We start from the raw sequence: 25,786 nt of genomic DNA, 5'->3' as shown, positions 1-25,786 counted from the left end.
GGGATATCGGTCGTTCACACGGTCCCGATCAGAGGGAACTGCGCACCGGAGGCGTCTGCGCGGCGGTGTCCTCGCGGTGCGAGACGTGCAGCACCCGCACCACGACGATCCCGATGGCGTAGAGCAGCACCCCGAGGATCGGGATGAAGGGCGTGCGGCCGTCGGGGGCCACCGTGACCGCGGCGACGGACACGGCCACCACATAGGCGACGTTGAACACCGCGTCCTGCACGGAGAAGACCTGGCCGCGGACGGAGTCGTCGATGTCGACCTGCATCGCCACGTCGCCGCACAGTTTGGCGATCTGCCCGATCAGGCCGAGCACAAAGGCCGCGACCCCGAACACCACGACGTTGAAGGTGAGCAGTGACAGTTCGGCGAGCAGGCCGACGGCGAGCGCGCCGAGGATCGTCGACCGCCGTCCGACACGGTCCACCGCGATCGGGGTCACCACGGCGGCCAAAAGCGCACCGGCCGCGGTGCAGACGGCGATGATCGAGACGAGGGCGAGGCCGTCGCCGTGACTGATGTTGCGGCTCAGCACGAGCACCATCAACGTGTTCAGACCGAACACCAGACGGTGCATCCCGATCGCGGAGAGGGCGGCGGCCGCACTGCGCGTGTGCGCCACCGCACGGAACCCGTGGAGAAGTCCGACGGCGACGGCATGCACTGCTGACGAGCCGGGTTCGTCGGGATGATCGGGGCCCAGGCGCAATCGCGTGAAGCCGTGCGCGAGAGCAGCGGCGAGCAACGCGATGATCACCCCGGACAGTGCGGTGATCGCGCTGCCCGAGTTGTCCGATCCGAAGATCGCGCGCAGCAAAAAGGCGAAGCCGGCACCCACGGCGAGTACGGCCGCACCGAGGGTCGTGAAGACAGCGTTGATCCCGACGATCAGATCGTGCGGCGCCACGTGTGGCAGCCCTGCGGACAGACCTGAGGCCACGAATCTGCTTGCTCCCGTCACCGCGAGCGCGCCGATGAGGACCACGGTGTCGGGGGCACCGGTTGCGATGGACAGCGACACGATCGCGATCATCGCCGCCCGAATCACGTTGGCGAACATCAGAACACTGCGTCGATCCCAGTGATCGAGGAGGGCGCCGGCGAACGGACCGATGAGCGAATAGGGGAGCAGCAGCACCGCCAGTCCGCCCGCGACGGCGAGCGGATCCGCATGACGTTCCGGGTTGAAGAAGATGGCCCCGAAGAGAGACGCCTGGAAGACGCCGTCGGTGATCTGACTCATCAAACGGACCGCGAGGAGGCGTCCGAGGCCGTCCGATTCCTTCAGCGCCACCCACATCGCACGGATGTCGGTACTGCGGTGAAGAGAAGCGGCGGGCACTCATACAGACTACCGACCTCCGGCTGATCGGCATGCCATGATTGACGGGTGGCCGGCGGTGACGACGCAGAGGATCCGACGCCCGAGTCCTATCCGGATTCGGCGGGTAATGGCGAGTGGGACGAATCCGGCGAGCGCCGGCATCGGGTGCGCGCGGGATCGTTGCTCATCGCGTCCACCGACCTGATCGAACCGACGTTTCGACGGTCGGTGATCTATGTGATCGAGCACAACGACAGCGGCAGTCTCGGCGTCGTGCTCACCCAGATGAGTCAGACCGCGGTCCACAATCTCCTGCCGCAGTGGACCGATCTCGCGGCCTCGCCGCGCGCCGTGTTCGTCGGTGGTCCGGTCAAACAGGACGCGGCCCTGTGCCTGGGCGTCGTGAAGCCGGGCGCGGACGCGTCGTCGTCGATGTCGTTGCGGCCCGTCGACGGCCGGGTCGTGCTCGTGGACCTCGACGGCGATCCCGACGAGCTCGCCGAACTCCTCGAAGGCGTCCGCATCTTCGCCGGATACGCCGGCTGGGGCATCGGGCAGCTCGAGTCCGAGCTCGATCAGGACAGCTGGCTCATCGCCTCCGCGCTCCCGCGCGACCTCCTCGCCCCGCCCACCGTCGACGTCTGGTTCGACGTACTGCGGCGCCAGCCGTGGCCCCTCCCACTCCTCGCCACCCACCCCATCGACGTCATGAGGAACTGACGAGGCATCGAGCGGGCGCGTTCTCACACCGAGCGGGCGCGTTCTCACACCGAGCGGGCGCGCACCAGCATCGAGTGGGCTCTACTTCACCGATTTCTCGTCGCTGCACATGCCGCGCAACGTGCACGCTCCGCAACTGCTCTCGCCGCAGTCGTCGGCGGGGCTGTCCGTAGCTGCAACGTCGGTTGACGACGCGGCGCCGTGATCATCGCCGCAGCATCCGCATCCGGCGTCCGACGATTCAGCGGCGGTCGCGGCTTCCGCCGCCCGGATGCCGATCCCGCTGACCAGGCCGACGACGAACAGCGCCACGACCAGCGCAACCAGCGCAAAGATCCACGACCACCAGCCGTCGACGCCCAGCGTGAGCAGCCCGCCCAGCGCGAGGATCACCCCGGCGCCGATCAGTCCCGGGCCGGCGACGCGATTCGCGATGCGGAACGCATCCTCTGAGTAGACGGTTTCCGCGGACCGAACCCCGAACCAGCGACTGCCGGGCAACCTGCCGGTCAACCCGAGCACGCCGACGGTCAGCCACATCGCGGCAAGCGCGAAGACGACGACGGCAGCGGCGATGGTCAGGACGGTCACGGACCCAGTTTACGACCGATCGACACCCCGACCGGATGCAGCCCGACGATCCGCACGATTTACGCTGGTGGAGTGACTTCAGCAGAACCCGGACACCGCTACACCGCCTCCCTCGCCGGCGAGATCGAGCAGCGGTGGCAGCAGATCTGGAGCGAGCGCCACGCGTATGAGGCGCCCAACCCGGTGGGTCCGCTCGCCGGCGACTTCTCGGCCTTCGACGGCTCTGGGCCCGACGCGAGCGACAAGCTCTTCATCCAGGACATGTTTCCGTACCCCTCGGGTGCGGGCCTGCACGTCGGCCACCCGCTCGGCTTCATCGCGAGCGACGTCTTCGCCCGGTATCAGCGGATGACCGGGAAGAACGTCCTGCACACGATGGGCTTCGACTCGTTCGGTCTGCCCGCCGAGCAGTACGCCGTGCAGACCGGCACCCACCCGCGGACCACGACCGAGCAGAACATCGAGCGCTACCTCGGCCAGATCCGACGCCTCGGCCTGGGCCACGATGAACGACGACGCGTCGCCACGACCGACGTCGAGTTCTACCGCTGGACGCAGTGGATCTTCCTGCAGATCTACAACGCCTGGTTCGACGCCGAGCAGGGCAGGGCGCGGCACATCGACGAACTGATCGCGGAATTCGAATCCGGTTCGCGCGCAACGCCGGACGGTCGTCCGTGGGCGGAGCTGGCCGCCGACGAGAAGACGACGATCATCGACGATCACCGCCTCGTCTACCAGAGCGATTCGATGGTCAACTGGTGCCCGGGCCTGGGTACCGTGCTGGCCAACGAAGAGGTCACCGCCGACGGCCGCAGCGACCGCGGAAACTTCCCGGTGTTCCGAAAGCGCCTGCGGCAGTGGATGATGCGCATCACCGCCTACTCGGATCGTCTCCTCGATGATCTCGACCTGCTGGACTGGCCGGACAAGGTCAAGACCATGCAGCGCAACTGGATCGGCCGCAGCCGCGGCGCCCAGGTCAGCTTCCCGGTGCCCGGCGTCGACGCCACCATCGATGTGTTCACCACCCGTCCCGACACGCTGTTCGGTGCGACCTACATGGTGCTCGCACCGGAGCATTCCCTCATCGATCAGCTGACCGCCGAGGTGTGGCCAGAGGGCACCGATGATCGGTGGACCGGCGGTGCATTAACTCCGGCACAAGCGATTTCGGACTACCGCGCGGGTATCGCCGCCAAATCCGACCTCGAACGCCAGGAGAACAAGGAGAAGACCGGTGTCTTCACCGGAACCTTCGCGACCAACCCGGTCAACGGCGATCACATCCCGGTCTTCATCGCCGACTACGTGCTGATGGGCTACGGCACCGGCGCCATCATGGCCGTCCCGGGCCACGATTCCCGCGACTACGAGTTCGCCACCGTCTTCGGTCTGCCCATCCGCGAGGTCATCGGCTCCGAGCAGGGCATCGGCACCGAGGCCTACACCGGCGACGGCCCACTGGTGAACTCCGGTTTCCTGGACGGACTCAGCGTCGACGACGCCAAGGCGACGATCATCGAGAAGCTGGAAGCCGACGGCGCGGGGACCGGCACCATCCAGTACAAGCTGCGCGACTGGCTGTTCGCCCGGCAGCGCTACTGGGGCGAGCCATTCCCCATCGTGTACGACGAAGATGGTGTGGCACACGCGCTTCCGGAGTCGATGCTCCCCGTCGAGCTGCCCGAGGTGGAGGACTACGCACCCGTCTCCTTCGACCCGAATGACGCCGACAGCGAGCCGTCGCCGCCGTTGGCGAAGGCCACCGACTGGGTCGAGGTGGAACTCGATCTCGGCGACGGCCTCAAGAAGTACCGCCGCGACACCAACGTCATGCCACAGTGGGCGGGCAGTTCCTGGTATCAGCTGCGCTACATCGACCCGACCAATGAGGAGGAGTTCTGCGCCAAGCCGAACGAGGCCTACTGGATGGGTCCACGCCCGCAGCTGCACGGCGCACATGATCCCGGCGGCCTCGATCTTTATATCGGCGGCGTCGAGCATGCCGTGCTGCACCTGCTCTACTCGCGCTTCTGGCACAAGGTCCTCTTCGACCTGGGGTACGTCACGAGTGTTGAGCCGTACCGAAAGCTGTTCAACCAGGGCATGATTCAGGCCTTCGCCTACACCGATGCGCGCGGCGTCTACGTACCCGCGGAGGAGATCGAAGAACGCGACGGAAAGTTCTTCTACAACGGTGAAGAGGTCACCCAGGAGTACGGAAAGATGGGCAAGTCGCTCAAGAATTCCGTTGCGCCCGATGACATCTGTCGCGATTACGGTGCCGACACCCTGCGCGTCTACGAGATGTTCATGGGTCCGCTCGACCAGTCCCGGCCGTGGGCGACGAAGGACGTCGTCGGTGCGCAGCGATTCCTGCAGCGTGTCTGGCGCCTCGTCGTCGACGAGGAATCCGGGCAGACGCGGGTAACCGACGCGACACCGTCCGACGACACCCTCAAGCTCCTGAACAAGACGATTGCCGGTGTGCGGGAGGACTATTCGGAGCTGCGAGACAACACCGCGGTCGCCAAGCTGACCGAGTTGACCAACCATCTCACCAAGAACTACGCCGACGGTGCCCCGCGCGGCGTCGTCGAGGATGTGGTGGTGATGCTGGCTCCGCTGGCTCCGCACATTTCAGAGGAGCTGTGGTCGCGGCTCGGGCACGACGAACTGTTGGCGCGCGGTCCGTTCCCCGAGGCCGACGAGAAGTGGCTCGTGGAGGACTCCATCGAGATCCCGATCCAGGTGAAGGGCAAGGTGCGCTCGCGCATCACCGTCGCGGCCGACGCCGACGAGACGACGATCCGCGAGGCTGCCCTCGCCGACGAGAAGATCGTCGCGCTGCTCGACGGCGAGCCCCGCAAGGTCATCGTCGTTCCGGGCCGGATGGTGAACGTCGTCCCCTGACCCGAGACCGAGCGGGCACGTTCCAGCGTCGAGCGGGCACGCACCAGCGTCGATCGGGCACACCCTCGCGTCGAGCGGGCGCTACTTGGGCGGCAAACCGTTCGCGTAGTCGATGCCTCGCGCAGCCCATCGTCGTAGATCCTGATCGTCGGCGAGGCCGGTGTCGGCGACGCGTACCCAACCCTTGGTCTCTCGGCCCGACATGATCATCGGAGCAGCGTGCGGCTGCGCCACCAACCCCTCGGTGTGCTCCCGCGGCACGCGGACCATCAGTCCGCCCTGGCCGCTCACGCACACTGCCATGTGCCCGTTGATCAGAAAGGCGAGCCCTCCGAACATTGACTTCTCATCGACGACCGGGCCGCCTGCGGGAGCCGCTGGCAACTCTGCCAACAACTCCCGAATCCGATACGCGAGATCCTCGTCGTACGCCATTCGCCGAGTGTAGGTCCAGTGCGGCGGCTCGGACGGGTGTTTGACTGATGCGCGCTGGGTTCAGTGCGGCGCGACGGTCGGTTCGAAATCCTCGACGACCGGCTCGCTGCCGGGTCGTAGTGTCACCAACGACCATTCCGGAACTTCCACCCAATGGGTGTCCCGGTACTCGAGTTCCAGCGGCTCGGACACGATGATGCGCCCGTCGGAGGGGAGCTGGATGTGCCCGGTGCCGTCGCCCGCGGACAGGGTCAGCGCCTCCACCGAGTGATACAGGGTGTTGGACTTGCGGTTGCTGGAGTAGCGCACGGCATAGATCTCGTCCCCGTTGGCGGCGCAGATCGTGGCGCTGAACGGGTCGTCGACCCCGTTGTCGGTGCGTGCCTTCTCCACCCGGCCGACCATGCGCGCGAGGGCGCCCTTCGGGTCGGTGTCGAGCCCGTAGGTCAGGGCAAGGTAGAAGCAGAGCTCGGTGTCGGCGTTGCCCTCGATGAACGGATACAACTCGGGGGCGACGTCGAACGTCAAGTCCCGCTTGAGTTTCGAGAATCCCTCGATCTCCCCGTTGTACTGGAACAGCCATCGTCCGTAGTGGAATGGATGGCAGTTGGCACGGCTGATGGTGCCGCCGAGGGCAGCACGGACGTGGGCCAGGAACATCGGTGACGAGATCTGCTCGGACAGGCGCTGCAGATTGTGATCGCTCCAGGCGGGCATGATGTCTCGGTACTGGCCCGGGAACTCTCGGTCGCCGTACCAGCCGATGCCGAAACCGTCACCGTTCGTCGGCCAGGTGTGGTTGCGGAACATCGTCGTCATCGGAGCGCCGGGTAGATAGAGCTGCCGCGCCTCGAAGCTCTGATCGACCAGGGAATGCGATGGTCGGGTGAGAAGGTCTTCGAGATGTATCGGGGAACCGGCATAGGCGAGCCATCGGCACATGGTGCGAGGCTAACGAGTTGGGGCGTCAACCACGGCGGGACTGAGGGTTTCGTCTCGCGACGAGCCGCCCCTGCCGCGCACGTCCTACCCGGACGTGGCGGATCGTCGTGCCTGTTCCACCGGGCTGCGCGGTGGCCACGGGATCAGCATGGACGTGCGTCGTCGGTAGTCGGCGTAGGCGGGATACTTCGACGCCGTGATCGACTCGGTGAATTTCGTCGAGCCGATGAACAGCACCGTGAGGAGCGCTGCGCCGATGATCGTCCAGTTCAGTGCGCCGCCGATGACGCCGAGGCCGGACCCGACGGCGGCGGTCGCGCCCAGGCAGTAGATCATCCACCACTGGGCCTGCTCGCAGAAGAAGTTCGGATGGCGGCTGACGTGGAAGAGGCCGGTGGTGGCGAAACCGGGGTCCAGGTGACCGCCGGCGCGGGCCTTGGCCTGATGAAAACTCCACTGCTCCTGGTCGGCGAGCGTCTCACCGATGAGGAAGATCGCGAACAGCACACCGAACACCAGGTCCCACACCGTGAGCGCTGTGGGATGCTGGGCCGCCAGGTAGGCCGGAAGAGTGATCAACACCAGCAGCGCGTTCTGGTAGAGAACGATGAAGAACAGGTTGAACAGCTGAAACTGCCCGGGCGACATCCGGTTTCGCAGAATTCCCCACCGATAGTCCTCGGTTCCCGTGTAGCCGCCCTTGCGCGCGAAGTTGAAAGTGAGCCGTATTCCCCACAGCGTGACCAGGACTGCCATCAGGATCAACCGCGCGGAATCCTGGCCGCTGGTGATCACCGAGCTGGCGAAGATCCACACGTAGACCACTGGCACGATCGACCAGATGCGATCCACCCATGAGGTGTCCTTCGTGATCAGCGACGCGACCCAGCACATCGCACAGGTCACAGCGGCCACGACGTCAACGAGGGTCAGAGCACTCATGTTCAGAGCGTATCGGTGCACGTCTACCCGCATGACCGGTCCGGGACGGAGCATAGGGGTTGGCAACTATCTTACTCAGCAGTAAGATAACCGCCATGGCGATCAACCTTGAGCTCCCGTCCTCCTTCGATTCGACGGTCGAAGCCACCCACATGGCTGCCGAGCACATGTTCCGGCCCATCTCACGCAAGTACGACAAGGCCGAGCACGAGTACCCCGTCGAACTCGACGACCTGGCCAAGCTCGCCAAGCAGCGTCGTGATGCGGAGAAGTCCGCCGACAAGGGTGAGAAGAAGACCTCCGACGCGCCGTCGAAGAACGGCGCCAACCTGCGAGCCATCATCCCCGCCACCGAGATGAGCTGGGGCGATGTGGGCCTCCTCCTCTCGATCCCGGGTCAGGGCTTGGGCAATGCCGCGATCGCCGCCGTGGCCAACGAGGAGCAGCTCGAACGTTTCGCCGACGTCTGGGCCGCCATGGCGATCACCGAGCCGAGCTTCGGTTCCGACTCGGCCGCGGTGTCCACCACTGCCACGAAAGACGGCGACGACTACCTGATCAACGGAGAGAAGATCTTCGTGACCGCGGGTTCCCGCGCGGATCACGTCGTCGTCTGGGCGACGATCGACAAGAGTGCCGGCCGCGCCGCGATCAAGAGTTTCGTCGTCCCGATGACCACCGACGGCGTCACCGTCGCCCGCCTCGAGCACAAGCTGGGCATCAAGGCCTCCGACACCGCCGTCATCCGGTTCGAGAATGCGCGCGTGCCGTCGGAGAATCTGCTCGGTTCGCCGGAGGTCGATACCAAGAAGGCGTTCGGCGGGGTCATGCAGACCTTCGACAACACCCGTCCGGTGGTGGCCGCGATGGCCGTCGGGCTCGGGCGTGCGGCGCTCGAAGAGCTTCGTCGGATGCTCGAAGAGGCCGGCCACGAGATCGACTACGACCGTCCCGCAGCGACTCAGCACGCGACCGTCGCCGAGTTCATCCGCCTCGAATCCGATTGGGAGGCGTCCTGGTTGCACACTCTGCGCGCCGCCTGGATGGCCGACAACAAGCAGCCGAACTCCGCCGAGGCGTCGATGTCGAAGGCCAAGGCCGGCCGCACCGTCACCGAAGTGACCAACAAGGCCGTCGAGGTCGGCGCCACCGCCGGCTACTCCGAGACCCAACTCATCGAGAAGTGGGCCCGTGACTCCAAGATCCTCGACATCTTCGAGGGCACCCAGCAGATTCAGCAGCTGATCATCGCGCGCCGCGTGCTCGGGAAGTCGAGCGCGGACCTCAAGTAGTCGAGCGGGCACGCTCCAACACCGAGCGGGCACAGCCGACCCCGGCTGTGCCCACTCGATTATTTTCTGTGCCCACTCACGGCCAGAGCGTGCCCGCTCGACGAAAATCTGTGCCCGCTCGGTGCGGGGTGCTAGCCTCTCCAACTAGAACACGTTCTAGTTTTGAAAGGCGCACACCCATGACCGTTGACCAGGCCGCCCCCGACACGGACAAGATCGACGCCGTCGTCGATGCGTACGTCGAGTACCTCACCTCCGGCACCGCCGAGCAGATCGCCGATCTCTACGCCGCGGACGCGACCGTCGAGGATCCGATCGGTGCCGACGTCCGCGACACCCGTGAGCAGCTCATCGAGTTCTACTCGATCATCACCGGCATGGAGGAGCGCACCGCGACGCTGAAGTGGAAGAAGATCGCCGGGGACACCGCCGTCTTCGAGTTCACCCTGGTCACCGGCACCGGCGGGATGCGTTTCGAGATCACTCCCGTCGACATCATGGTCTTCGACGACGAAGGCAAGATCTCATCGATGCGTGCCGTCTGGCAGCCGAGCGACCTCAAGCAGCTGTAGGAACGACGGAGTCAGCGACCCGTCGGCCGCAGCACGATCTCCTCGGGGCTGGCGTCCGACGGCGTCGCGATCGCCTGCACCACCGCACCCGCAACCGTCGACGGCTTCAAGAACTGCGACGCGTCGTACTCGCGACCCTCGATGGCGATGAGGTCGCGCTGCATATCCGTGTCGATGCGGCCCGGAAAGATCGACGTCACGCGCAACGACGGCTCCTCGGCGCGCAGCGAGTCGGCCAGTGCCCGCAGGCCGAATTTGCTTGCGGCATAAGGCGCCCAGCCCGGATTCGCCCGACGCCCCGCGCCCGAGTTGATGAACAGGACGTGGCCCGACGCCGCTCGTAGCGCGGGCAGCAACTGTCGCGTCAGTTCGGCCGCGGCGATCAGATTGACCTCCAGCACGAACCGCCATTCGTCGACGGGCGTCTCGGCCACCGTCGACAAGCTGCTGCCCACGCCGGCGCTGTGCACCAGCACATCCAACTCCGAGATGACCTCGGTGGCGGCGTCGACGGCGTCGTGATCGGTGAGCTCGACCGCGAAGGTGCTCGCGCCGTCGAGCTCCATCGCGAGTGCGTCGAGCTCGGCGGACGGTCGCCCGCCGAGCAGCAGGTCGTGGGTGGGTGCGAGTTGCCGGGCGATCTCCGCCCCGAGCCCGCGGCTGGCTCCGGTGATCAATGCGGTGGGCACGTGACACACGGTACGCGGCGGCGTGAGTCGGTTGACCGGCGCGCGGGGCGTCGGCAAGGCAGAATCTCGGTGTGGCCAGGTACGGATTCACCCCGACGCAGCTGGCGGCCCGCGCCGCCTACCTTTTGCGGGGCAATGACCTGGGCACCATGACCAGCGCGGCGCCCCGTCTCTATCCGCACATGTGGAGCTGGGATGCGGCGTTCGTCAGCGTCGGCCTGGCGCCGCTCTCGGTCGAGCGCGCGGTGATCGAGATGGACACGCTGCTCTCTGCGCAGTGGTCCAACGGCATGATCCCGCACATCGTCTTCGCCAATGGCCGCGACGGCTATTTCCCCGGCCCGTCGCGCTGGGAGTGCGCGCGCCTGGCGGACTGCTCGCCCGATTATCCCGACACCTCCGGCATCACCCAGCCGCCGGTCCATGCGATCGCGGTGCAGCGCATCCTCGATCATTCCCGACGCCACGGGCGCACGACGCGGTCGGTGGCCAACGAGTTCATCGACCGACGCTGGGGTGCGTTGATGCGGTGGCATCGCTGGCTCGCGCACGCGCGCGACCCCAGCGGCCGCGGCCGCATCACGATCTTCCACGGGTGGGAATCGGGGATGGACAACTCGCCGCGCTGGGACAGCCCCTACTCGAATGTCGTTCCCGGAGAAGACCTTCCGCCCTACAAGCGGGCCGATCTCGATCATGTCGGCGGCGACGCCTCGATGCGACCGTCGAACCTCGAGTACGACCGCTACATCTGGCTCGTCGAGCAGATGAAGCGTGCCAACTACGACGACGATCTGCTCCCGAAGGTGATGGACTTCGCGGTGGAGGACGTCTTCGTCTCCGCCATCTTCTCCGTCGCGTGTGACGTGCTCGCGACGATTGGCGAGGACTACTCCAAGCCGCGCGCGGACGTCCGCGATCTGCGTGCGTGGTCGGATAGGTTCCGGGCCGGCGTCGTCGCCGCGGCGAATGACCGTAACGGCGCCGCGCGCGACTTCGATCTCCGCGCGAACGCGTGGATCAACACCGAGACGATCGCCAGTTTCGCTCCGCTGATCTGCGGCGGACTTTCTCGTGAGCGCGAGCGCGCACTGCTGCGGCTGTTCGAGGGTCCGCGCTTTTGCGGGCATCCGGACCTGCGCTACGCCGTCCCGCCGTCGACGTCGCCGATCTCGATGGACTTCCGTCCGCGCGAGTACTGGCGCGGGCCGGTCTGGCCGGTGATGACCTGGCTGTTCAGTTGGGCCTTCGCCCGACGAGGCTGGACCGAGCGTGCCGCCCGCCTGCGCGAGGAGGGTCTGCGTCAGGCGACCGACGGCGCGTTCGCCGAGTACTACGAGCCGTTCACCGGTGAACCGCTGGGCAGTATGCAGCAGAGTTGGACGGCGGCGTCGGTGTTGGATTGGCTGGATTGACGCCCTGGTCGACGACGACGACGGTGGCGTGGCGGAGGAACTCAGCGGGCAGTAGCTTGCGTCTCACCGGAGAAGATGAGATTTCACCGCAATAAACAATCGCGTCACTCGTCCGTAACACACGTCCGGGTTCATAACAGGGGACAAAGTCCACTGGCGTGATCCACTCGCATCCGTGAGTGAGCGCCCTTCCCCTGGAGCAGAGACCATGACCGCGACCCCCGAAACCGCCACCACCGCACCCGAGTTCCTGGTCACCCCCGACGCCTGGAAGTCGTTGCCGCGCATGCCCGAGGCCGAGTACCCAGGCACCGAGGGCTACATCGGCGACGTCTACGAGAACCCGCAGGGCAGCCCCATGTGCAGCGGCTTCTTCGAGCTGAAGAAGACCGACGCCCCGCTGTACTACGAGTACGAGTACGACGAGATGAAGGTCGTCCTGGAGGGCGAGTTCCTCCTGGAGAACAAGGAGACCGGACAGAAGCTCGTCGCCAAGGCCAAGGACGCGATCTTCTTCCCGAAGGGCTCCAAGACCTACTTGAGCACCCCCAGCTACGCCCTGGCCTTCTACACCGGCCAGCGCGACGCCACGCTCCTCTGAGCCACACCATGGAGCAGCTCGCCTACTCCAGCATTCCGGCCTGGGCGCGGCCCGGTGATGGTGCCGGCACGAACGAGGCGCCACTCACCGAAGCCTCCATCCTCCCCGCGCCCACGGCCGGATTGGGCCGCAGTCACCTGCTCGTAGGTGTGGGTCGGGATGCGGCAGATGCGGTCGCGGACTGGTCCGCCCAGTTGGTGGCGCAAGGTCTGACCGTGGAGGAGATCGTCACGGAGACCGTGGCCGAGGCCGACGTGCAACTCCGTGCCGCGTTCGATGCGGCGACCGTCGGGATCCGGCTGATGCTGGCCGGACCCGTCGGCGTCTGCCTCGCCCTGCGTGCCACCGCGGTGCGGGCCGGACTCGACGACGACGAGCTCGCCGTCATGCCGTGCGGTACCGGCCCGATCGATGTGCAGTGCGCGCATTGCGGCGAGGTCACCTCGGTGATCGCGGCCGTCGACGACGTCGTCGAGTGCACCACCTGTGCACGCAATCTTCTTGTCTACTATCACGTCTCGCGTCGGACCGGCCATTACCTGGGCTTCATGATCGACGCCGAGACCGCGAATATCTCGGCTGCACAGCCGAACTCGCCAGAGCCAGAACGGGAGGGTGTCGGATGACCGCCACCATCTCCGCCGACACGCCGGCCGCCGGCCCGTCGGCCTCCGACACCCCGCCTGCCGCCGTCGAGCGCGTGCCGGAGACGATGACCCTCATCGTCACCGCGATCGACCGTCCGACCCCGGACATCCGCACCTTCCACCTCGCGGCGGTCGACGGCGCGGCGTTACCGGCCTTCGTCGCCGGCTCCCATCTCGTCGTGCACACGCCGAGCGGAGCCAACGCCTACAGCCTCACCGGTGACGGCACCCACCCGACGTCGTACTCGATCTCGGTCCTGCGCATCGAGGACGGCACCGGCGGATTCCTGTTGAACGACATCGGAATTCACGATTACGCCGGCGGTACCGCGGTCCACATGAACTCCGGTGTCGCGGCACTCGCACTCGCCCTGGTGCTGGGTGCGCGGCGTCGTCGGATGGAACGACCCAACAACGTGCCCCTGGCCCTGCTCGGCGGCGGCATCCTGTGGTTCGGATGGTTCGGATTCAACGGCAGCTGCGCCCTCGGCGCGAGTTTCCTCACCCAGGTCGTCATCCTCAACACGCTGCTCGCCGGGGGTGCGGGCATGATCGGCTTCTGCCTCATCGAGCGTCTGCGGGAAGGTCACGTCACGTCGCTGGGCCTGATCACCGGTGCGGTCGCGGGCCTCGTCGGCATCACCCCGGCGGCCAACACCATGACCCCGCTCGGCGCCCTCGGCGTCGGGATCCTGGCAGCGGCCGTCGTGGCGTTCATGCTGAGCTTCAAGTCACGCCTGAAGGTCGACGACTCGCTCGATGCGTTCGCCGTCCACGGCGTCGGGGGCATCGTGGGCACCCTGTGCATCGTGCTGTTCGCGTCGGAGTCGGCACCGGCCGGTGTCGAGGGCATCCTGTTCGGCGGTGACATCAGCATTCTGTGGAAGGAACTGGCGGGCATCGTGATCACCTGCACCTTCTCGTTCGTGATGACCTACCTCATCGCGAAGGCACTCGACAAGACGATGGGTCTGCGCGTCGACGAGGAGACCGAGATCGAGGGCCTGGACTCGACGATCCACGCCGAGACCGCCTACGAGATCCCTGCGGCGGGCGTCGGACATGCTCCCGGGTTGACCAGCGCGCTGCTCTCCAAGAGCGCCAAGCACGCCTCGGAGGCCGAACCGCAGGTCTCCACCAGCACCGCCTAGCGTCAACGATCCACCCGACGACCGGGCCGACGGGGGCTCACCGATCCGCATCGGTGAGCCCCCGTCGCCGTTTCCACCCGCGGGAGGTGGTGTCGCCGTCGGTCCGTTCAACCCGCGACACCAACACCTCACGCTGGCGAAACACGATCGAAACATTCCCGGCGTCTACTTAAAGTAGACAAAGGTTCACCGGAGTAGACATACTGGACCCCAGCACCATCCCTTGGAGAAACAATGACCGACTCAACCGAAGCCATCACCCCGTCGCTCGCGGAGTTGTGCGACAAGCACGGCACGGCGTTCGTCCTGGCCATGTTCGTGGACCTCCGCGGCAAGCCCTGCGCCAAGCTCGTCCCCGTCGAGGCCATCGACGAACTCGCCACCGACGGCGTCGGATTCGCGGGATACGCGGTCGGCGCGATGGGTCAGGAGCCCAAGGATCCCGACCTGATCGCCATCCCGGACCCGTCGTCGTTCCTCCCGCTGCCCTTCATCAAGGAAGGCCTCGCGCTGGTCCACTGCGACCCGCATGTCGAGGGCAAGCCGTGGCCGTTCGCGCCGCGCAACATCCTCAAGTCGCTCGTCGCGCAGGCCGCCGACGCCGGCTTCGAGCCGTGGGTCGGTGCCGAGGTCGAGTACTTCCTGCTCAAGAAGGACGCCAACGGCACGCTGGTCACCGCCGACGACAACGACGACTCGTCGCAGCCCTGGTACGACGTCCGCGGCCTGACCCGCATGTATGACCACCTGACCGCGGTGTCGACGGCGATGAATCAGCTCGGATGGGGCAACTACGCCAACGATCACGAGGACGGCAACGGACAGTTCGAGCAGAACTTCGCCTATGACAAGGCCCTCGTCACCGCCGACCGCGTCGTCACGCTGCGCTACCTGCTGTCGACGATCGCCGCCGAGCGCGGCATGGTCGCCACTTTCATGCCCAAGCCGTTCGCGGACCGCACCGGCACCGGCCTGCATCTGCACATGTCGCTCACCTCGACCGGCAATCCGGTGTTTCCCGGCAGCTTCGACGAGGACGAGCGCGGACTCGGCCTGTCCGACACCGCCTACGGATTCGTCGGCGGCATCCTCGAGCATGCCAACGCCCTGCAGGCGGTAATGGCCCCAACGGTCAACTCCTACAAGCGAACCGGCGCCACCGCGGTCCGGTCCGGCGCGTCTTGGGCGCCGCGCACTCCCACCTACGGCGGTAACGACCGCACCCACTACGTCCGCATCCCCGATCAGCAGCGCGTCGAACTGCGCGGCGGTGACGGATCGGCCAACCCGTACCTGGCCATTGCCACGGCGCTCGGGGCCGGCCTCGACGGCATCAAGCGCAGCCTCGATCTGGGCGTGCTGGGTACCTGCCCGGACCATATCGGTGCGTTGCCGCTGACCCTGCTTCACGCGGTCGAGGCACTCGAGGCCAGCCCGGTCGTCACCGGCGCCCTCGACGCCGCGCTGCCCGAGGACTGGCCCGAGGGCCAGCAGTCGGTGTCGCAGTACTTCTCGCACCTCAAGCGCGAGGAGTTCTTCTCCTGGCACTCGGCGGTCTCCCCCTGGGAGATCGACAGCTACCTGACGGCGTGCTGACCCCGCCTGTCACCCGACCTCATCCCGACGAACAAAGGACCAACACCATGTGCGGAATCGTGGGCCTGCATCTGCGCAACCCCGATCTCTACCCGAAGCTCGGCGAGATGCTGAGCGTGATGCTCGGCGAAATGCAGGACCGCGGAGCCGATTCGGCCGGCATCGCCGTCTACGGCAACCCGCAGTGGGCGCCGCCCGGACACGCGTGCGTCAGCCTGCTCGAGTTGTCGCAGGAGCCGTCGGCGGTGGCCGCGGAACTGTCGCCGATCCTCGGCACCGACGTCGCGGCGCAGCGCGTCGACGAGACGTTGGTGATCAGCGCCGACGTTCCGTCCGAGGAACTCCTCGCCGTGGCGCGGGCCAGCTACCCCGATGCGCTCGTCGCGGGCTTCGGCAGCGACCTCACCGTCCTCAAGGGTGTCGGTGCTCCGCGGGACCTCGCTAGATCGTGGGGTCTGGCCGGGGCGTCGGGCTGGCAGGGCGTCGGGCACACCCGGATGGCGACCGAATCGGCCGTCACCCCCTCGGGTGCCCATCCCTACGCCGTCGGACCCGAGCAGTGCCTCGTGCACAACGGTTCGTTCTCCAATCACGCGACGATCCGACGCGAATTGCGTGCGCAGGGCATTGAGTTCGACTCCGAGAACGACACCGAGGTCGGCGCCCGCTTCGTCGCCCGGGAACTCGCCGCGGGCAAGGACGTGGAGACCGCGCTCAAGGAGGTCTGCGCGACCTTCGACGGCTTCTACACCCTGCTCGTCTCCAACCGCGACTCGTTCGCCGTGGTCCGCGACGCCATCGCCTGCAAGCCCGCCGTCATCGCCGAGACCGACGACTGGGTCGCCATGGCTAGCGAATACCGCGCGCTGGCCCAGCTTCCCGGTGTCGAGAACGCCCGCATCTGGGAGCCCGAGCCCGAGGTGGTCTACGCATGGACACGTTGAGCCGCACCGCCACTGATCACCCCGCCGCCCCGCCCATCACCGACACAGAGGAAGCCGTAGCCATGAACCCCTATACGCAGTTCGATCTGGCGAGCACCTCACTGCGCGAGGTGAACTCCGCGCTCCACGGCGACATCGACGGTGAGATCGTCATCGACAATCCGGCCGGCGCGCACAGCGTTGCCGCGGGCGTCAACGCACCGGTGAAGATCACCGTCAACGGTCATGTCGGCTACTACGCCGCCGGGATGAATCAGCAGGCCGAGGTCACCATCAACGGCAACGCCGGGACCGGTGTCGCCGAGAACATGATGAGCGGCACCGTCGTCGTCAAGGGCAACGCGGCCCAGTCGGCAGGTGCCACCGCGCACGGTGGGCTGCTCGTCGTCGAGGGTGACGCCGCGGCCCGCTGCGGGATCTCGATGAAGGGCGTGGACATCGTCGTCGGCGGCAACGTCGGGCACAACAGTGCATTCATGGCGCAGGCCGGACGCCTGGTGATCCGCGGCGACGCCGGCGACGGGCTCGGCGACTCCATCTACGAAACCCGCATCTACGTCCGCGGTGACGTGAAATCCCTTGGCGCGGACTGCATTGCCAAAGAGATGCGCGCCGAGCACCTCGACGAGCTCGCCGGTCTCCTCAAGGCCGCCGGCTTCAAGGACGACAACCCCGCGGACTACACCCGCTACGGATCGGCCCGCGAGCTCTATCACTTCCACGTGGACAACACGTCGGCCTACTGACCACGCCTACGAACGAGAGAACGAATATGTCCGAGAACCTGAGCGTCGAGCAGCGCGGTCTGCGCGAATCGGCCACCTTCGACCGCACCACCATCGCCGCCATCCAGCGGGCCGCCGAGACCGGCATCTACGACGTCCGCGGGTGGGGTGCCAAGCGCAAGCTGCCGCACTTCGACGACCTGCTGTTCCTCGGCGCGTCGATGTCCCGTTACCCGCTCGAGGGCTACCGCGAACGCTGTGGCACCGACGTCGTCCTCGGCACCCGACATGCCAAGTACCCCTTGCATCTCGACACCCCGGTCACCATCGCGGGCATGAGCTTCGGTGCGCTCTCCGGACAGGCGAAGGAAGCCCTCGGACGCGGTGCCAGCGAGGTAGGAACGTCGACGACGACCGGCGACGGCGGCATGACCCCGGAGGAGCGCGGCCAGTCCAAGCACCTCGTGTACCAGTACCTGCCCTCGCGCTACGGCATGAACCCCGACGATCTGCGGCGCGCCGACGCCATCGAGGTGGTCCTTGGTCAGGGCGCCAAGCCCGGCGGCGGCGGAATGCTGTTGGGGCAGAAGATCTCCGAGCGCGTCGCCGGGATGCGAACGCTGCCCGAGGGTATCGATCAGCGCAGCGCCAGCCGCCATCCCGACTGGACCGGCCCCGACGATCTCGCGATCAAGATCAACGAGCTGCGCGAGATCACCGACTGGGAGAAGCCGATCTACGTCAAGGTCGGCGCCACCCGCACCTACTACGACGTCAAGCTCGCCGTGCACTCCGGTGCCGATGTCGTCGTCGTCGACGGCATGCAGGGCGGCACCGCCGCCACCCAGGACGTCTTCATCGAGCATGTCGGCATCCCCACCCTCGCGGCCATCCCGCAGGCGGTCCAGGCGTTGCAGGAGTTGGGAGTTCACCGGGAGGTGCAGCTCATCGTCTCCGGCGGTATCCGCAACGGTGCCGATGTGGCCAAGGCCATGGCGCTCGGTGCCGACGCCGTCGCCATCGGCACCGCCGCCCTGATCGCCCTGGGCGACAACGATCCGCGCTATGCCGCCGAGTACGAGAAGATCGGCTCTGCCGCAGGCTATTACGACGACTTCCAGGACGGAAAGGATCCGGCCGGCATCACCACGCAGGACCCGGAGCTCTCCGCACGATTCGACTCGGTCGAGGGCGGACGTCGCCTCGCCAACTTCCTGCGCGTGATGACCATGGAGGCCCAGACCATCGCCCGCGCCTGCGGCAAGGCGCACCTGCAGCACCTCGAGCCCGAGGATCTCGTCGCCATCACCATCGAGGCGTCGGCCATGGCCCGTGTCCCGCTCGCCGGCACCTCCTGGATTCCGGGGGCTGGGCTGTGACCACCGAGACCGCATCGGTCGTCATCGTCGGCGGCGGCCTCGAAGGGGTCGCGACCGCGTGGGCGCTCGGGCAGCGAGGTATCTCTGATGTCGTCGTGTGCGAACGGGATACCGTCGGCGGTGGCATGACCGGCAAGTCGTCGGGCATCGTCCGGTGCCACTACGGCGTCAGCTCCCTGGCCGCGATGGCGGCGCTCGGGTTGGAGATCTTCGAAAAGGCCGAGGAGATCTTCGGTACCGACATCGGGTTCCGGCAGACCGGCTATGTCGTCGGCGTCGGTGAACCCAACGTCGAGAATCTTCGGAAAAGTCTTGCCGCACAACGCGCCGTCGGTGTGCAGACCGAGTCCATCGACAAAGACGACGTCGCCCGCATGTGGCCGACCGCCGACCTCGAACCCTTCGCGGCGTTCGGCTGGGAGGAGCGCGGCGGGTACGGCGACGCCTATCAGACGGCCCAGGCGTTCGCGGCCTCCGCACGCGCGGCCGGCGTCCGAATCCGGCAGGGCACCAGCGTCTCCGGACTCATCGTCGACGGCGATCGGGTCACCGGCGTGACACTCGCCGACGGGTCGTCGATCTCCGCGGAGACCGTCGTCGTCGCGACCGGCGTCTGGACCAAGCCGTTCCTCGCCGCCCACGGCGTCGACGTCCCGATCGAGGTACACCGCGAACAGATCGTGATGATCCAACCGGGAGAGGACCTCGGTGATATTCCCGTCTTCTCGGATCTGGTGTCGCTGCAATATGTTCGGCCCGATGTGCGCGGTGAGATCCTGTTCGGCAACAGCGATCTGGCCGAGCTGGAGATCGCCGATCCGGACAATTACGTGAACCGGGCGCTCGAGGAGTTCGTGGATCTCACGGTCGACAAGGTCGGCACCCGCTTCCCCGGCTTCCCCGATCCGGCCATCACCTCCAGCTACGCCGGCTGCTACGACGTCACCCCCGACTGGAACCCGATCATCTCCCGGGGCCCGCTCGACGGACTCGTCATCGCGGCCGGGTTCAGCGGTCACGGCTTCAAGATCTCACCGGCCGTCGGACGCCTGGTGGCCGACCTCGTCGTCGACGGGCGCAGTGCCGATCCGCGAATCCCGGAGTCGGACTTCCGGTACGCCCGATTCGCCGAGGGGGATCTGCTGAAGACGCGGTTCCCGTACGTGGGGGCCGGAGAGATGCGCTGAGCGGAGAACTGCCGTGTGTCTCATGACAGTGAACACCGCCGGTGCCTATGCTGACGGGATGGCTGACGACCCGCTGCTCCGCAATCAATCCGGCACGGCCCGGGACCGCTCCGTCGACACTCCTGTCGAAGAGCTCGAACTCGAGACCGCGATCGCCGAGAACGTTCGACGGCTGCGTCGTCAGGAGGGGCTCTCCGTCGGCGACATGGCGGTGAAGGTGGGCATCTCCAAGGCGATGCTCTCGAAGATCGAGAACGCCCAGACCTCCTGCAGCCTCAGCACTCTTGCCCGGCTCGCCACCGCCTTCGACGTCTCGGTCACCTCACTGTTCCGCGGTGCGGATCTCGAGCGGTCGGCAGTGTTCGTGAAGGCGGGCGAAGGTCCGGCGATCATCCGCGAGGGCTCCCGCGAAGGTCACGAGTACGAACTGCTCGGCTCCCTGCGCGGTGAGCACAAGCGGCTCGAATGCCTGATGGTGACGCTCACCGAGAAGTCGGTGACACAGCCGCTGTTCCAGCATCCGGGCACCGAGTTCATCTACATGCTCGAGGGCACCATGGACTACGCGCACAGCCGCTCGGTGTACCGGATGAACCCGGGTGACGCCCTGCAACTCGACGGAGAAGGAGCGCACGGGCCGGTCGAACTCGTCGACCTGCCCGTGCGCTTCCTGTCGGTGATCGCGTTCCCGGACACGATGACCTGAGTTCTCCCCGGACACCGAGCGGGCACACACTCGCATCGAGCGGGCACGCACCCGTGCCGAGCGGGCACACACTCGCATCGAGCGGGCACGCACTCGACCGAGCGGGCACGCGCCCGGCTGCTCAGTACTCCTCGGCGCCGATCAGTGCGGCGTCGTCGGCCACCTCGTGCGAGTCGGCGGCCGTGTTCCGGACGAAGCAGATCGCTCCGATGGCGACGACGCAGTAGGCCGTCGCGAACCAGAACGGTGCGGCATACGAGCCGAACCAGTCGGCGAGGTGTGCGACGAGCACCGCGGCGATTGCCGCACCCATCCACCGTAGGAAGCTGTACCCGGCACTGGCCACCGACCGCGGCGTCCGCGGATCGCCCGCGGACATCGCGACACCGGTGAACAGGGTGTTGAGCACACCGGACGGCAGACCCGACAGGATGACGGCCAACCCGATCAGCCACACCTGCGACTCCAGCGTGCCGATCGCGGCGAGTGCCATGACCACGGCGTAGGCCGCGATCGCGGTCATCACCCCGCCCTTCTGGCCGATGCGGTCGGCGAGGGCGGGCGCGATGAAGACACCGGCGAGCGCGGTCAGCAGACCCCAGCCGAAGAAGATCAGACCGGCGTAGATCGGGCGCAGGCTCATGGCGATCGGCGCCCAGGCGATGACGGTGAACAGAGCCCCGGTGTAGAACGCCGAGCCGATCGACGTGACGAACAGGGTGCGGTTACGCAGGGCCTTGAGCGGGTCGATGATGGTGACCCTCGGACGTTCGCTCGACGGACCGTCGGTCGGCAGCAGGAACGCACAGAGAGCGGCGCCGATGAGCATCAGGATGGCGGTGCCGGCGAACGGTGCACGCCAGGTCCACTCGCCGAGAACCGCGCCGAGCAGCGGGCCGACGGCCAGGCCGGCGCCGAGCGCAGCCTCGTAGAGCATGATGCCGCCGGAGTGATTGCCGCCCTTACTTCCGCTCGCGCCCACGATGAACGCCAGTGCGGTCGCCAGGAACAGTGCGTTGCCCAGACCCCAGATGACGCGCAGAGCGATCAGCTGATCGATGTTCCCGGCGAAGGCGGAGACACCCGCGGCGATGACGATCAGCACCAGGCCGACGGTCAACGTGCGCTTGGGGCCGAAGCGGTATGCGGTCCAACCGGTCAGCAGCATCGCAACGCACTGGACGCCGACGTACACGCCGAATAGCAGAGTGAGCTTCTCCGGCGGCGCGTTGAGTGCTTCGGCGATGCTGTGCAGGATCGGGTCGACCAGGCCGATGCCCATGAATGCGATGACCGCGGCGAACGCCGTCACCCAGACGGTACGCGGCTGCTCACGGAAGGTCTCCATCAGGGAGGGTGTGTGGTCGGGAGAAACATCCGACGACGACTCGTCGGTCTCCTTGTTGCTGATGACGGTCACTTCTACCTCGAAATCGATTGTCGTATAAGGGTTTCTAGCGGGCTGCACTGCTGGTGTCGGGCGTCTTCTCCAGGTGTTCCTGCAGGGCTCGCAGCGCGGGAGCGGCGGCGGAAAGTGCCGCCCGTTGCTCCTCGGTGAGGGCTGCGAGCGCTGCGGTGAGCACCTCGTCTCGTTGTCCCCGGACGCGGTCGAGAACCTCTCGGCCGTGCTCGGTGACGGAGACCAGAACCGCCCGCCGATCCTCCGGGTCCGGCGACCGCTCGACGAGGTCGTTGCGGCGCAGGCCGTCGATCAGGGCGGTGGCGGTGGGCATCCGGATCGATTCACGGTCGGCGAATTCGCCCATCCGCATGGGACCATGATCGATCAGGGTGACCAGCGCCGATGCCTGAGCGGCGGTGTACTCGGGGATCGGGGTGTGTCGTCGGAGCGCAAGATAGAGCCGCGTCAACGACGGGCGGATGGCTCCGGCAAGGTCATACACATTCTCCGACACACTTAGTAACCCTAATACTTAGGGACACGAAATAAAAGTCTGGTCATCGATCGTGCACAACCTCACACCGATCGGGCACGCACCAGCAGTGAGTGGGCGTACTTTCGCGCCGAGTGGGCTCAGCGCGCCCACTCACGCTCAGACTGTGCCCGCTCGACGCTGGGGTGTGCCCGCTCGATGACGGTCAGAACCGACCTCCGGTGCCGATCCGCCCCGACGACCCGGACCCACCGAACGAGCCGGGGCTGCGGCCGCCGCTGCTGTAGCCACCGCCGCCGAAGCCCCCGCCGAAGCCGCCACCGAAGCCACCGCCCCGCATCCCGCCGCGCAGGAAGCTGTCGACGAGGATGCCGGTGAGTACCGCGCCGCTCGCCGAACCGCCCGATCGCTGCTGGGGAGGCTGCTGGCTCTGCTGCCACTGTGCGACGTCACCCTGCGCCGACATCAACGCCTGATCCGCCAATCCGCCTGCGCGACGGGCAGATTCGATTGCCGCGGCAGGGTCGCCAGCCGCGCCCGCGTTGGCCTCGGTCAGCAGACGTTCCGCTTCGGCGAGGCGAGTGCGGGCCGTCGACTGGATCGCGCCGCGTCGGGTGGCGATGAAGTCCGATGCCGCGCTGACCTTGGCCTGGGCGGAGGCGAGCGATGAGGTGAGCAGTTCGGCCCGCCGCTGGCGGTCCGCCGATGCCGCGCGTGCCTTGTCGAGGGCGTCGTCGAGCACGGCGTCGGCGTCGACGAGGGTGCTGAACGTTCCCAGCGGGTCGGCCGCGAAACCGGTGCGGGCGTGCCCGACCGCGGTCTGCGCGGCCATCACCGCATTCGCCAGCTCGGGCCCGCCGTCGATCCCGAGATTGGCGGCCTCGGCGAGCTCACCGTCGACCTCCTCGATGAGCGCAGGCATCCGCGTGTGTGCGGCCGTGATGTTCTCGTCGGCGTGATCGATGGCGTCGAGCAGTCTGCCGGCCTGCTCGATCGCGCCTTCCGCCGAACGGATCGCCGCGACCGCCGGACCCTGCTCGCCGGCCGGATGTGAGATGGCCTCGCGCCCCTGGTCGGCGCTGCTCTCGGCGAACCTGATCTGCTCTTCCGCCAGCTCCGGGTTGTGCGCGATTGATGCGAGCGTCGGCTCGCCGTGCTTGATGACCAGCGCACCGAGCTGTGCCCGCGATCCCTCGAGGCGCGCCCGCAGCGCCACCAACGACTGCGTGATGGTGTCGAATCGCTGCGGCGCGTTGATCAGCAGGTTGCGCATCTCGTCGAACGCCTTGACCTGCCCGTCCAGCTCGGCGTCGACCTCGGTGCAGGTGGTGATGATCTGTACCAGCATCGAGCGCTGTTCGTCGGGCGTCTCGGGGATGTTGTCGTCGAGACGCTGTCGCAAGGAGAACGACGACGCGAGTCCCTGCTTCGCGTTCGCCAATGCCTGCGAAAAGGGTTGGGTCTGCGCCTGACCGAACTCGCCGACGGCCAGCTTCAGCTCTTCCTCACTGGTGCGGATGGCGTTGTCGGTGTCGGTGAGGATCTCCCGCGACCACGGGTCGAGTACCTCCAGCGGCTGCGCCGCCAACTGATCGGCAGTCAGTTCGGACTCCTGCTCACGCAGACCCTCGACGCCCTGCTCGATCCCGCGACGCTTCCGACGCCGCGAGTACAGCAGTGCGCCGCCACCACCCACGACGACGACACCGCCGGCCACCCCGGCTGCGATCAGCCCGGTGTGCGACGGCGCCAACGCATCGGAGATCCCGGTGGCCGCGGCAATCCCCGCCTCCGCCCAGTCGCTCTGCGCGAGCTGCGGCCGGATGTCGTTGATGGCGATGTCGTTCAACGCGTTCTGGTCGAGATCGTCGATGCCGACCGGCGCGTTGAAGTAGTACGACCGCGCATCCGTCGCCACCGCGAGGAGCACGTCGCGGTAGCCGAGGTCGCTGGCGGTGACGGTCTGCGAGGCCCACTGTTCGGCGGACAGGTCATCGAAGGTCTTCACATACGCGACCCACAGCTGGACCTGATGATCGGTGCCGAGCTGCTCGATCCGGTTCTCGAGATCTGCTCGCTGCCCGGCGGTCAGCACATTCGCCGGGTCGTACACCTGGGTGGGCAGGCGCACCGGCGCCTCCGCGGTCGCGGGAGCGGCGAAGAGCGCGGAGAACAGCACCACGAACAGCGTCGCGGTCAGTGCGCCGAGGGCACGGGCGTGCATGCGGACAGACATGGCTTCAAATCTAGCCGCAGCGCCCGTGGGCCGGGGATGGTCGCCCAGATGATGGCGCGGGGTCAGGGTCAGGAATCGCGCCACCGGATGAGCGCCTCGAGGGTCGACATGTCGTAGTCGGGTCCGCCGACACCGATCGTGATCGTCGAGATCCCGGCGGCGGTCAGCTCATCGGCGTTGCGCAGGGCGTCGTCGACGCTCCCGCCGCGCACCTCGACGCCGGCCGAATGCTCGATCTCCTTGGGGTCACGCCCGACCGCCGCGCAGTGCTCGTCGAGGATCGCGACCTTGCGCAGGTACGCCTCCTTGTCGACGAAGTAGTGCCACATGTCGGCGTGCTCGGCGACATACCGCAGCGTCTTCTTCTCGCCGCCACCGCCGATCAGCACCGGGATGTCGCGGGTGGGCGGCGGATTCAGCTTCTCCAACCGCGCCTCGATCCGCGGCAGCGCCTCACCGAGCGCGTCGAGCCGTGAGCCCGCGGTCCCGAACTCGTAGCCGTACTCGTCGTAATCCTTCTCGAACCACCCCGATCCGATGCCCAGGATCAATCGGCCATCACTCATGTGGTCGACGGTCCGCGCCATGTCCGCCAGCAGGTCCGGGTTGCGGTACGAGTTGCAGGTGACCAGTGCACCGATCTGCACGCGCGAGGTCTGCTCCGCCCACGCACCGAGCATCGTCCAGCACTCGAAGTGCGGGCCGTCGGGATTGCCGTAGAGCGGATAGAAGTGATCCCAGTTGAACGCGATGTCCACCCCGAGATCCTCCGCGCGTCGGACGGCGTCGCGGATCTGCCGGTACTCGGGCGCTTGCTGCGGCTGGATCTGGACGCCGACGCGGATGGGGAAGTCACGAATAGTTGAGGCCAT

At 67.0% G+C, this 25,786-nt stretch carries 24 protein-coding genes; 14 read left to right on the top strand and 10 right to left on the bottom strand.

The window, feature by feature from the left end; all coding sequences use genetic code 11:
• Positions 1-28: 28 nt before the first annotated feature.
• A complete protein-coding gene (locus tag ACZ4TW_RS19845; protein ID WP_465545593.1) occupies positions 29-1,351 on the bottom strand; it encodes an MFS transporter in 1,323 nt (440 codons plus the stop codon).
• A 48-nt stretch (positions 1,352-1,399) separates the two neighbouring features.
• Between ACZ4TW_RS19845 and ACZ4TW_RS19840 the strand changes: the two genes are divergently transcribed.
• The gene (locus ACZ4TW_RS19840) at positions 1,400-2,053 is read left to right on the top strand and encodes a YqgE/AlgH family protein (RefSeq protein ID WP_465545592.1); all 654 of its coding nucleotides are present in this window, start codon (positions 1,400-1,402) and stop codon (positions 2,051-2,053) included.
• An 81-nt stretch (positions 2,054-2,134) separates the two neighbouring features.
• Here ACZ4TW_RS19840 and ACZ4TW_RS19835 read toward each other — a convergent pair whose 3' ends face one another.
• Positions 2,135-2,644, bottom strand: coding sequence for an SdpI family protein (locus ACZ4TW_RS19835; RefSeq protein ID WP_465545590.1), 510 nt, complete (start codon positions 2,642-2,644; stop codon positions 2,135-2,137).
• Between the two features lie 72 nt (positions 2,645-2,716).
• Here ACZ4TW_RS19835 and leuS point away from each other — a divergent pair, with 72 nt between their 5' ends.
• A complete protein-coding gene (gene leuS / locus ACZ4TW_RS19830) occupies positions 2,717-5,560 on the top strand; it encodes a leucine--tRNA ligase (protein ID WP_465545588.1) in 2,844 nt (947 codons plus the stop codon).
• Between the two features lie 81 nt (positions 5,561-5,641).
• Here leuS and ACZ4TW_RS19825 read toward each other — a convergent pair whose 3' ends face one another.
• The 3 genes from ACZ4TW_RS19825 to ACZ4TW_RS19815 form a co-directional block, all read right to left on the bottom strand.
• A complete protein-coding gene (locus tag ACZ4TW_RS19825) occupies positions 5,642-5,995 on the bottom strand; it encodes a TfoX/Sxy family protein (protein ID WP_465545586.1) in 354 nt (117 codons plus the stop codon).
• A gap of 60 nt (positions 5,996-6,055) precedes the next feature.
• On the bottom strand, positions 6,056-6,805 hold the full coding sequence (locus ACZ4TW_RS19820; protein WP_465545584.1) for a class II glutamine amidotransferase: 750 nt from the start codon (positions 6,803-6,805) through the stop codon (positions 6,056-6,058).
• 216 nt (positions 6,806-7,021) lie between these two features.
• Entirely contained in the window at positions 7,022-7,879 is an 858-nt protein-coding gene (locus tag ACZ4TW_RS19815; protein WP_465545582.1) for a DUF1295 domain-containing protein, read from the bottom strand.
• A gap of 95 nt (positions 7,880-7,974) precedes the next feature.
• On the opposite strand from ACZ4TW_RS19815, the gene ACZ4TW_RS19810 reads away from it, so the two are divergent.
• Together ACZ4TW_RS19810 and ACZ4TW_RS19805 are read left to right on the top strand one after the other, a co-directional pair.
• Positions 7,975-9,171: an acyl-CoA dehydrogenase family protein gene (locus ACZ4TW_RS19810; protein ID WP_465545580.1), complete on the top strand. Its 1,197-nt coding sequence runs from the start codon at positions 7,975-7,977 to the stop codon at positions 9,169-9,171.
• 179 nt (positions 9,172-9,350) lie between these two features.
• On the top strand, positions 9,351-9,743 hold the full coding sequence (locus ACZ4TW_RS19805; RefSeq protein ID WP_465545579.1) for a nuclear transport factor 2 family protein: 393 nt from the start codon (positions 9,351-9,353) through the stop codon (positions 9,741-9,743).
• Positions 9,744-9,754: 11 nt separating this feature from the next.
• On the opposite strand, the gene ACZ4TW_RS19800 is transcribed toward ACZ4TW_RS19805, so the two are convergent.
• Positions 9,755-10,432 (bottom strand): SDR family oxidoreductase, encoded by a 678-nt coding sequence (locus ACZ4TW_RS19800; protein WP_465545577.1) that lies wholly within the window; start codon positions 10,430-10,432, stop codon positions 9,755-9,757.
• Positions 10,433-10,503: 71 nt separating this feature from the next.
• On the opposite strand from ACZ4TW_RS19800, the gene ggh reads away from it, so the two are divergent.
• From ggh to ACZ4TW_RS19750, 10 genes are all read left to right on the top strand, one after another.
• The gene (ggh, locus tag ACZ4TW_RS19795; protein ID WP_465545575.1) at positions 10,504-11,847 is read left to right on the top strand and encodes a glucosylglycerate hydrolase; all 1,344 of its coding nucleotides are present in this window, start codon (positions 10,504-10,506) and stop codon (positions 11,845-11,847) included.
• Positions 11,848-12,055: 208 nt separating this feature from the next.
• Positions 12,056-12,448, top strand: coding sequence for a cupin domain-containing protein (locus ACZ4TW_RS19790; RefSeq protein WP_465545573.1), 393 nt, complete (start codon positions 12,056-12,058; stop codon positions 12,446-12,448).
• Positions 12,449-12,456: 8 nt separating this feature from the next.
• Positions 12,457-13,074, top strand: a complete 618-nt coding sequence (locus ACZ4TW_RS19785) for a dimethylamine monooxygenase subunit DmmA family protein (protein WP_465545571.1) — start codon at positions 12,457-12,459, stop codon at positions 13,072-13,074.
• Entirely contained in the window at positions 13,071-14,246 is a 1,176-nt protein-coding gene (locus ACZ4TW_RS19780) for an ammonium transporter (RefSeq protein ID WP_465545569.1), read from the top strand. The genes ACZ4TW_RS19785 and ACZ4TW_RS19780 overlap by 4 nt, the downstream gene beginning before the upstream one ends.
• 234 nt (positions 14,247-14,480) lie before the next feature.
• Positions 14,481-15,842, top strand: coding sequence for a type III glutamate--ammonia ligase (gene glnT / locus ACZ4TW_RS19775; protein WP_465545568.1), 1,362 nt, complete (start codon positions 14,481-14,483; stop codon positions 15,840-15,842).
• A gap of 47 nt (positions 15,843-15,889) precedes the next feature.
• On the top strand, positions 15,890-16,786 hold the full coding sequence (locus tag ACZ4TW_RS19770) for a class II glutamine amidotransferase domain-containing protein (RefSeq protein WP_465545566.1): 897 nt from the start codon (positions 15,890-15,892) through the stop codon (positions 16,784-16,786).
• The gene (locus ACZ4TW_RS19765; protein ID WP_465545564.1) at positions 16,774-17,532 is read left to right on the top strand and encodes a protein glxC; all 759 of its coding nucleotides are present in this window, start codon (positions 16,774-16,776) and stop codon (positions 17,530-17,532) included. Before ACZ4TW_RS19770 ends, ACZ4TW_RS19765 begins: the two co-directional genes overlap by 13 nt.
• Positions 17,533-17,558: 26 nt before the next feature.
• Complete coding sequence (locus tag ACZ4TW_RS19760; RefSeq protein WP_465545562.1) at positions 17,559-18,890, top strand: FMN-binding glutamate synthase family protein; 1,332 nt, start codon at positions 17,559-17,561, stop codon at positions 18,888-18,890.
• On the top strand, positions 18,887-20,077 hold the full coding sequence (locus ACZ4TW_RS19755) for an NAD(P)/FAD-dependent oxidoreductase (protein ID WP_465545560.1): 1,191 nt from the start codon (positions 18,887-18,889) through the stop codon (positions 20,075-20,077). Before ACZ4TW_RS19760 ends, ACZ4TW_RS19755 begins: the two co-directional genes overlap by 4 nt.
• 58 nt (positions 20,078-20,135) lie before the next feature.
• On the top strand, positions 20,136-20,783 hold the full coding sequence (locus ACZ4TW_RS19750; RefSeq protein ID WP_465545558.1) for a helix-turn-helix domain-containing protein: 648 nt from the start codon (positions 20,136-20,138) through the stop codon (positions 20,781-20,783).
• A gap of 121 nt (positions 20,784-20,904) precedes the next feature.
• Here the strand turns inward: ACZ4TW_RS19750 and ACZ4TW_RS19745 are convergent, their stop codons facing one another.
• The 4 genes from ACZ4TW_RS19745 to ACZ4TW_RS19730 form a co-directional block, all read right to left on the bottom strand.
• The gene (locus ACZ4TW_RS19745) at positions 20,905-22,203 is read right to left on the bottom strand and encodes an MFS transporter (RefSeq protein WP_465545556.1); all 1,299 of its coding nucleotides are present in this window, start codon (positions 22,201-22,203) and stop codon (positions 20,905-20,907) included.
• A gap of 34 nt (positions 22,204-22,237) precedes the next feature.
• Positions 22,238-22,687 carry a MarR family winged helix-turn-helix transcriptional regulator gene (locus ACZ4TW_RS19740; protein ID WP_465545630.1) on the bottom strand — a complete coding sequence of 150 codons (450 nt, stop codon included), beginning with the start codon at positions 22,685-22,687 and terminating at the stop codon, positions 22,238-22,240.
• A gap of 196 nt (positions 22,688-22,883) precedes the next feature.
• Positions 22,884-24,914, bottom strand: coding sequence for a TPM domain-containing protein (locus ACZ4TW_RS19735; RefSeq protein WP_465545554.1), 2,031 nt, complete (start codon positions 24,912-24,914; stop codon positions 22,884-22,886).
• Positions 24,915-24,982: 68 nt separating this feature from the next.
• Positions 24,983-25,786 (bottom strand): LLM class F420-dependent oxidoreductase, encoded by an 804-nt coding sequence (locus ACZ4TW_RS19730; RefSeq protein WP_465545552.1) that lies wholly within the window; start codon positions 25,784-25,786, stop codon positions 24,983-24,985.

It is taken from the genome of Agromyces sp. NPDC029043, assembly GCF_055564615.1.
This window is presented reverse-complemented; position numbering and strand designations above follow the sequence as displayed.

Bases quoted from the DNA above. Each gene is read 5' to 3' on its own strand.
- ACZ4TW_RS19825 (WP_465545586.1), bottom strand. From the start codon at position 5,995: ATGGCGTACGACGAGGATCTCGCGTATCGGATTCGGGAGTTGTTGGCA.
- ACZ4TW_RS19820 (WP_465545584.1), bottom strand. From the start codon at position 6,805: ATGTTCCGCAACCACACCTGGCCGACGAACGGTGACGGTTTCGGCATC.
- ACZ4TW_RS19815 (WP_465545582.1), bottom strand. From the start codon at position 7,879: ATGAGTGCTCTGACCCTCGTTGACGTCGTGGCCGCTGTGACCTGTGCG.
- ACZ4TW_RS19810 (WP_465545580.1), top strand. From the start codon at position 7,975: ATGGCGATCAACCTTGAGCTCCCGTCCTCCTTCGATTCGACGGTCGAA.
- ACZ4TW_RS19805 (WP_465545579.1), top strand. From the start codon at position 9,351: ATGACCGTTGACCAGGCCGCCCCCGACACGGACAAGATCGACGCCGTC.
- ACZ4TW_RS19790 (WP_465545573.1), top strand. From the start codon at position 12,056: ATGACCGCGACCCCCGAAACCGCCACCACCGCACCCGAGTTCCTGGTC.
- ACZ4TW_RS19785 (WP_465545571.1), top strand. From the start codon at position 12,457: ATGGAGCAGCTCGCCTACTCCAGCATTCCGGCCTGGGCGCGGCCCGGT.
- ACZ4TW_RS19780 (WP_465545569.1), top strand. From the start codon at position 13,071: ATGACCGCCACCATCTCCGCCGACACGCCGGCCGCCGGCCCGTCGGCC.
- glnT (WP_465545568.1), top strand. From the start codon at position 14,481: ATGACCGACTCAACCGAAGCCATCACCCCGTCGCTCGCGGAGTTGTGC.
- ACZ4TW_RS19770 (WP_465545566.1), top strand. From the start codon at position 15,890: ATGTGCGGAATCGTGGGCCTGCATCTGCGCAACCCCGATCTCTACCCG.
- ACZ4TW_RS19765 (WP_465545564.1), top strand. From the start codon at position 16,774: ATGGACACGTTGAGCCGCACCGCCACTGATCACCCCGCCGCCCCGCCC.
- ACZ4TW_RS19760 (WP_465545562.1), top strand. From the start codon at position 17,559: ATGTCCGAGAACCTGAGCGTCGAGCAGCGCGGTCTGCGCGAATCGGCC.
- ACZ4TW_RS19750 (WP_465545558.1), top strand. From the start codon at position 20,136: ATGGCTGACGACCCGCTGCTCCGCAATCAATCCGGCACGGCCCGGGAC.
- ACZ4TW_RS19735 (WP_465545554.1), bottom strand. From the start codon at position 24,914: ATGTCTGTCCGCATGCACGCCCGTGCCCTCGGCGCACTGACCGCGACG.
- ACZ4TW_RS19730 (WP_465545552.1), bottom strand. From the start codon at position 25,786: ATGGCCTCAACTATTCGTGACTTCCCCATCCGCGTCGGCGTCCAGATC.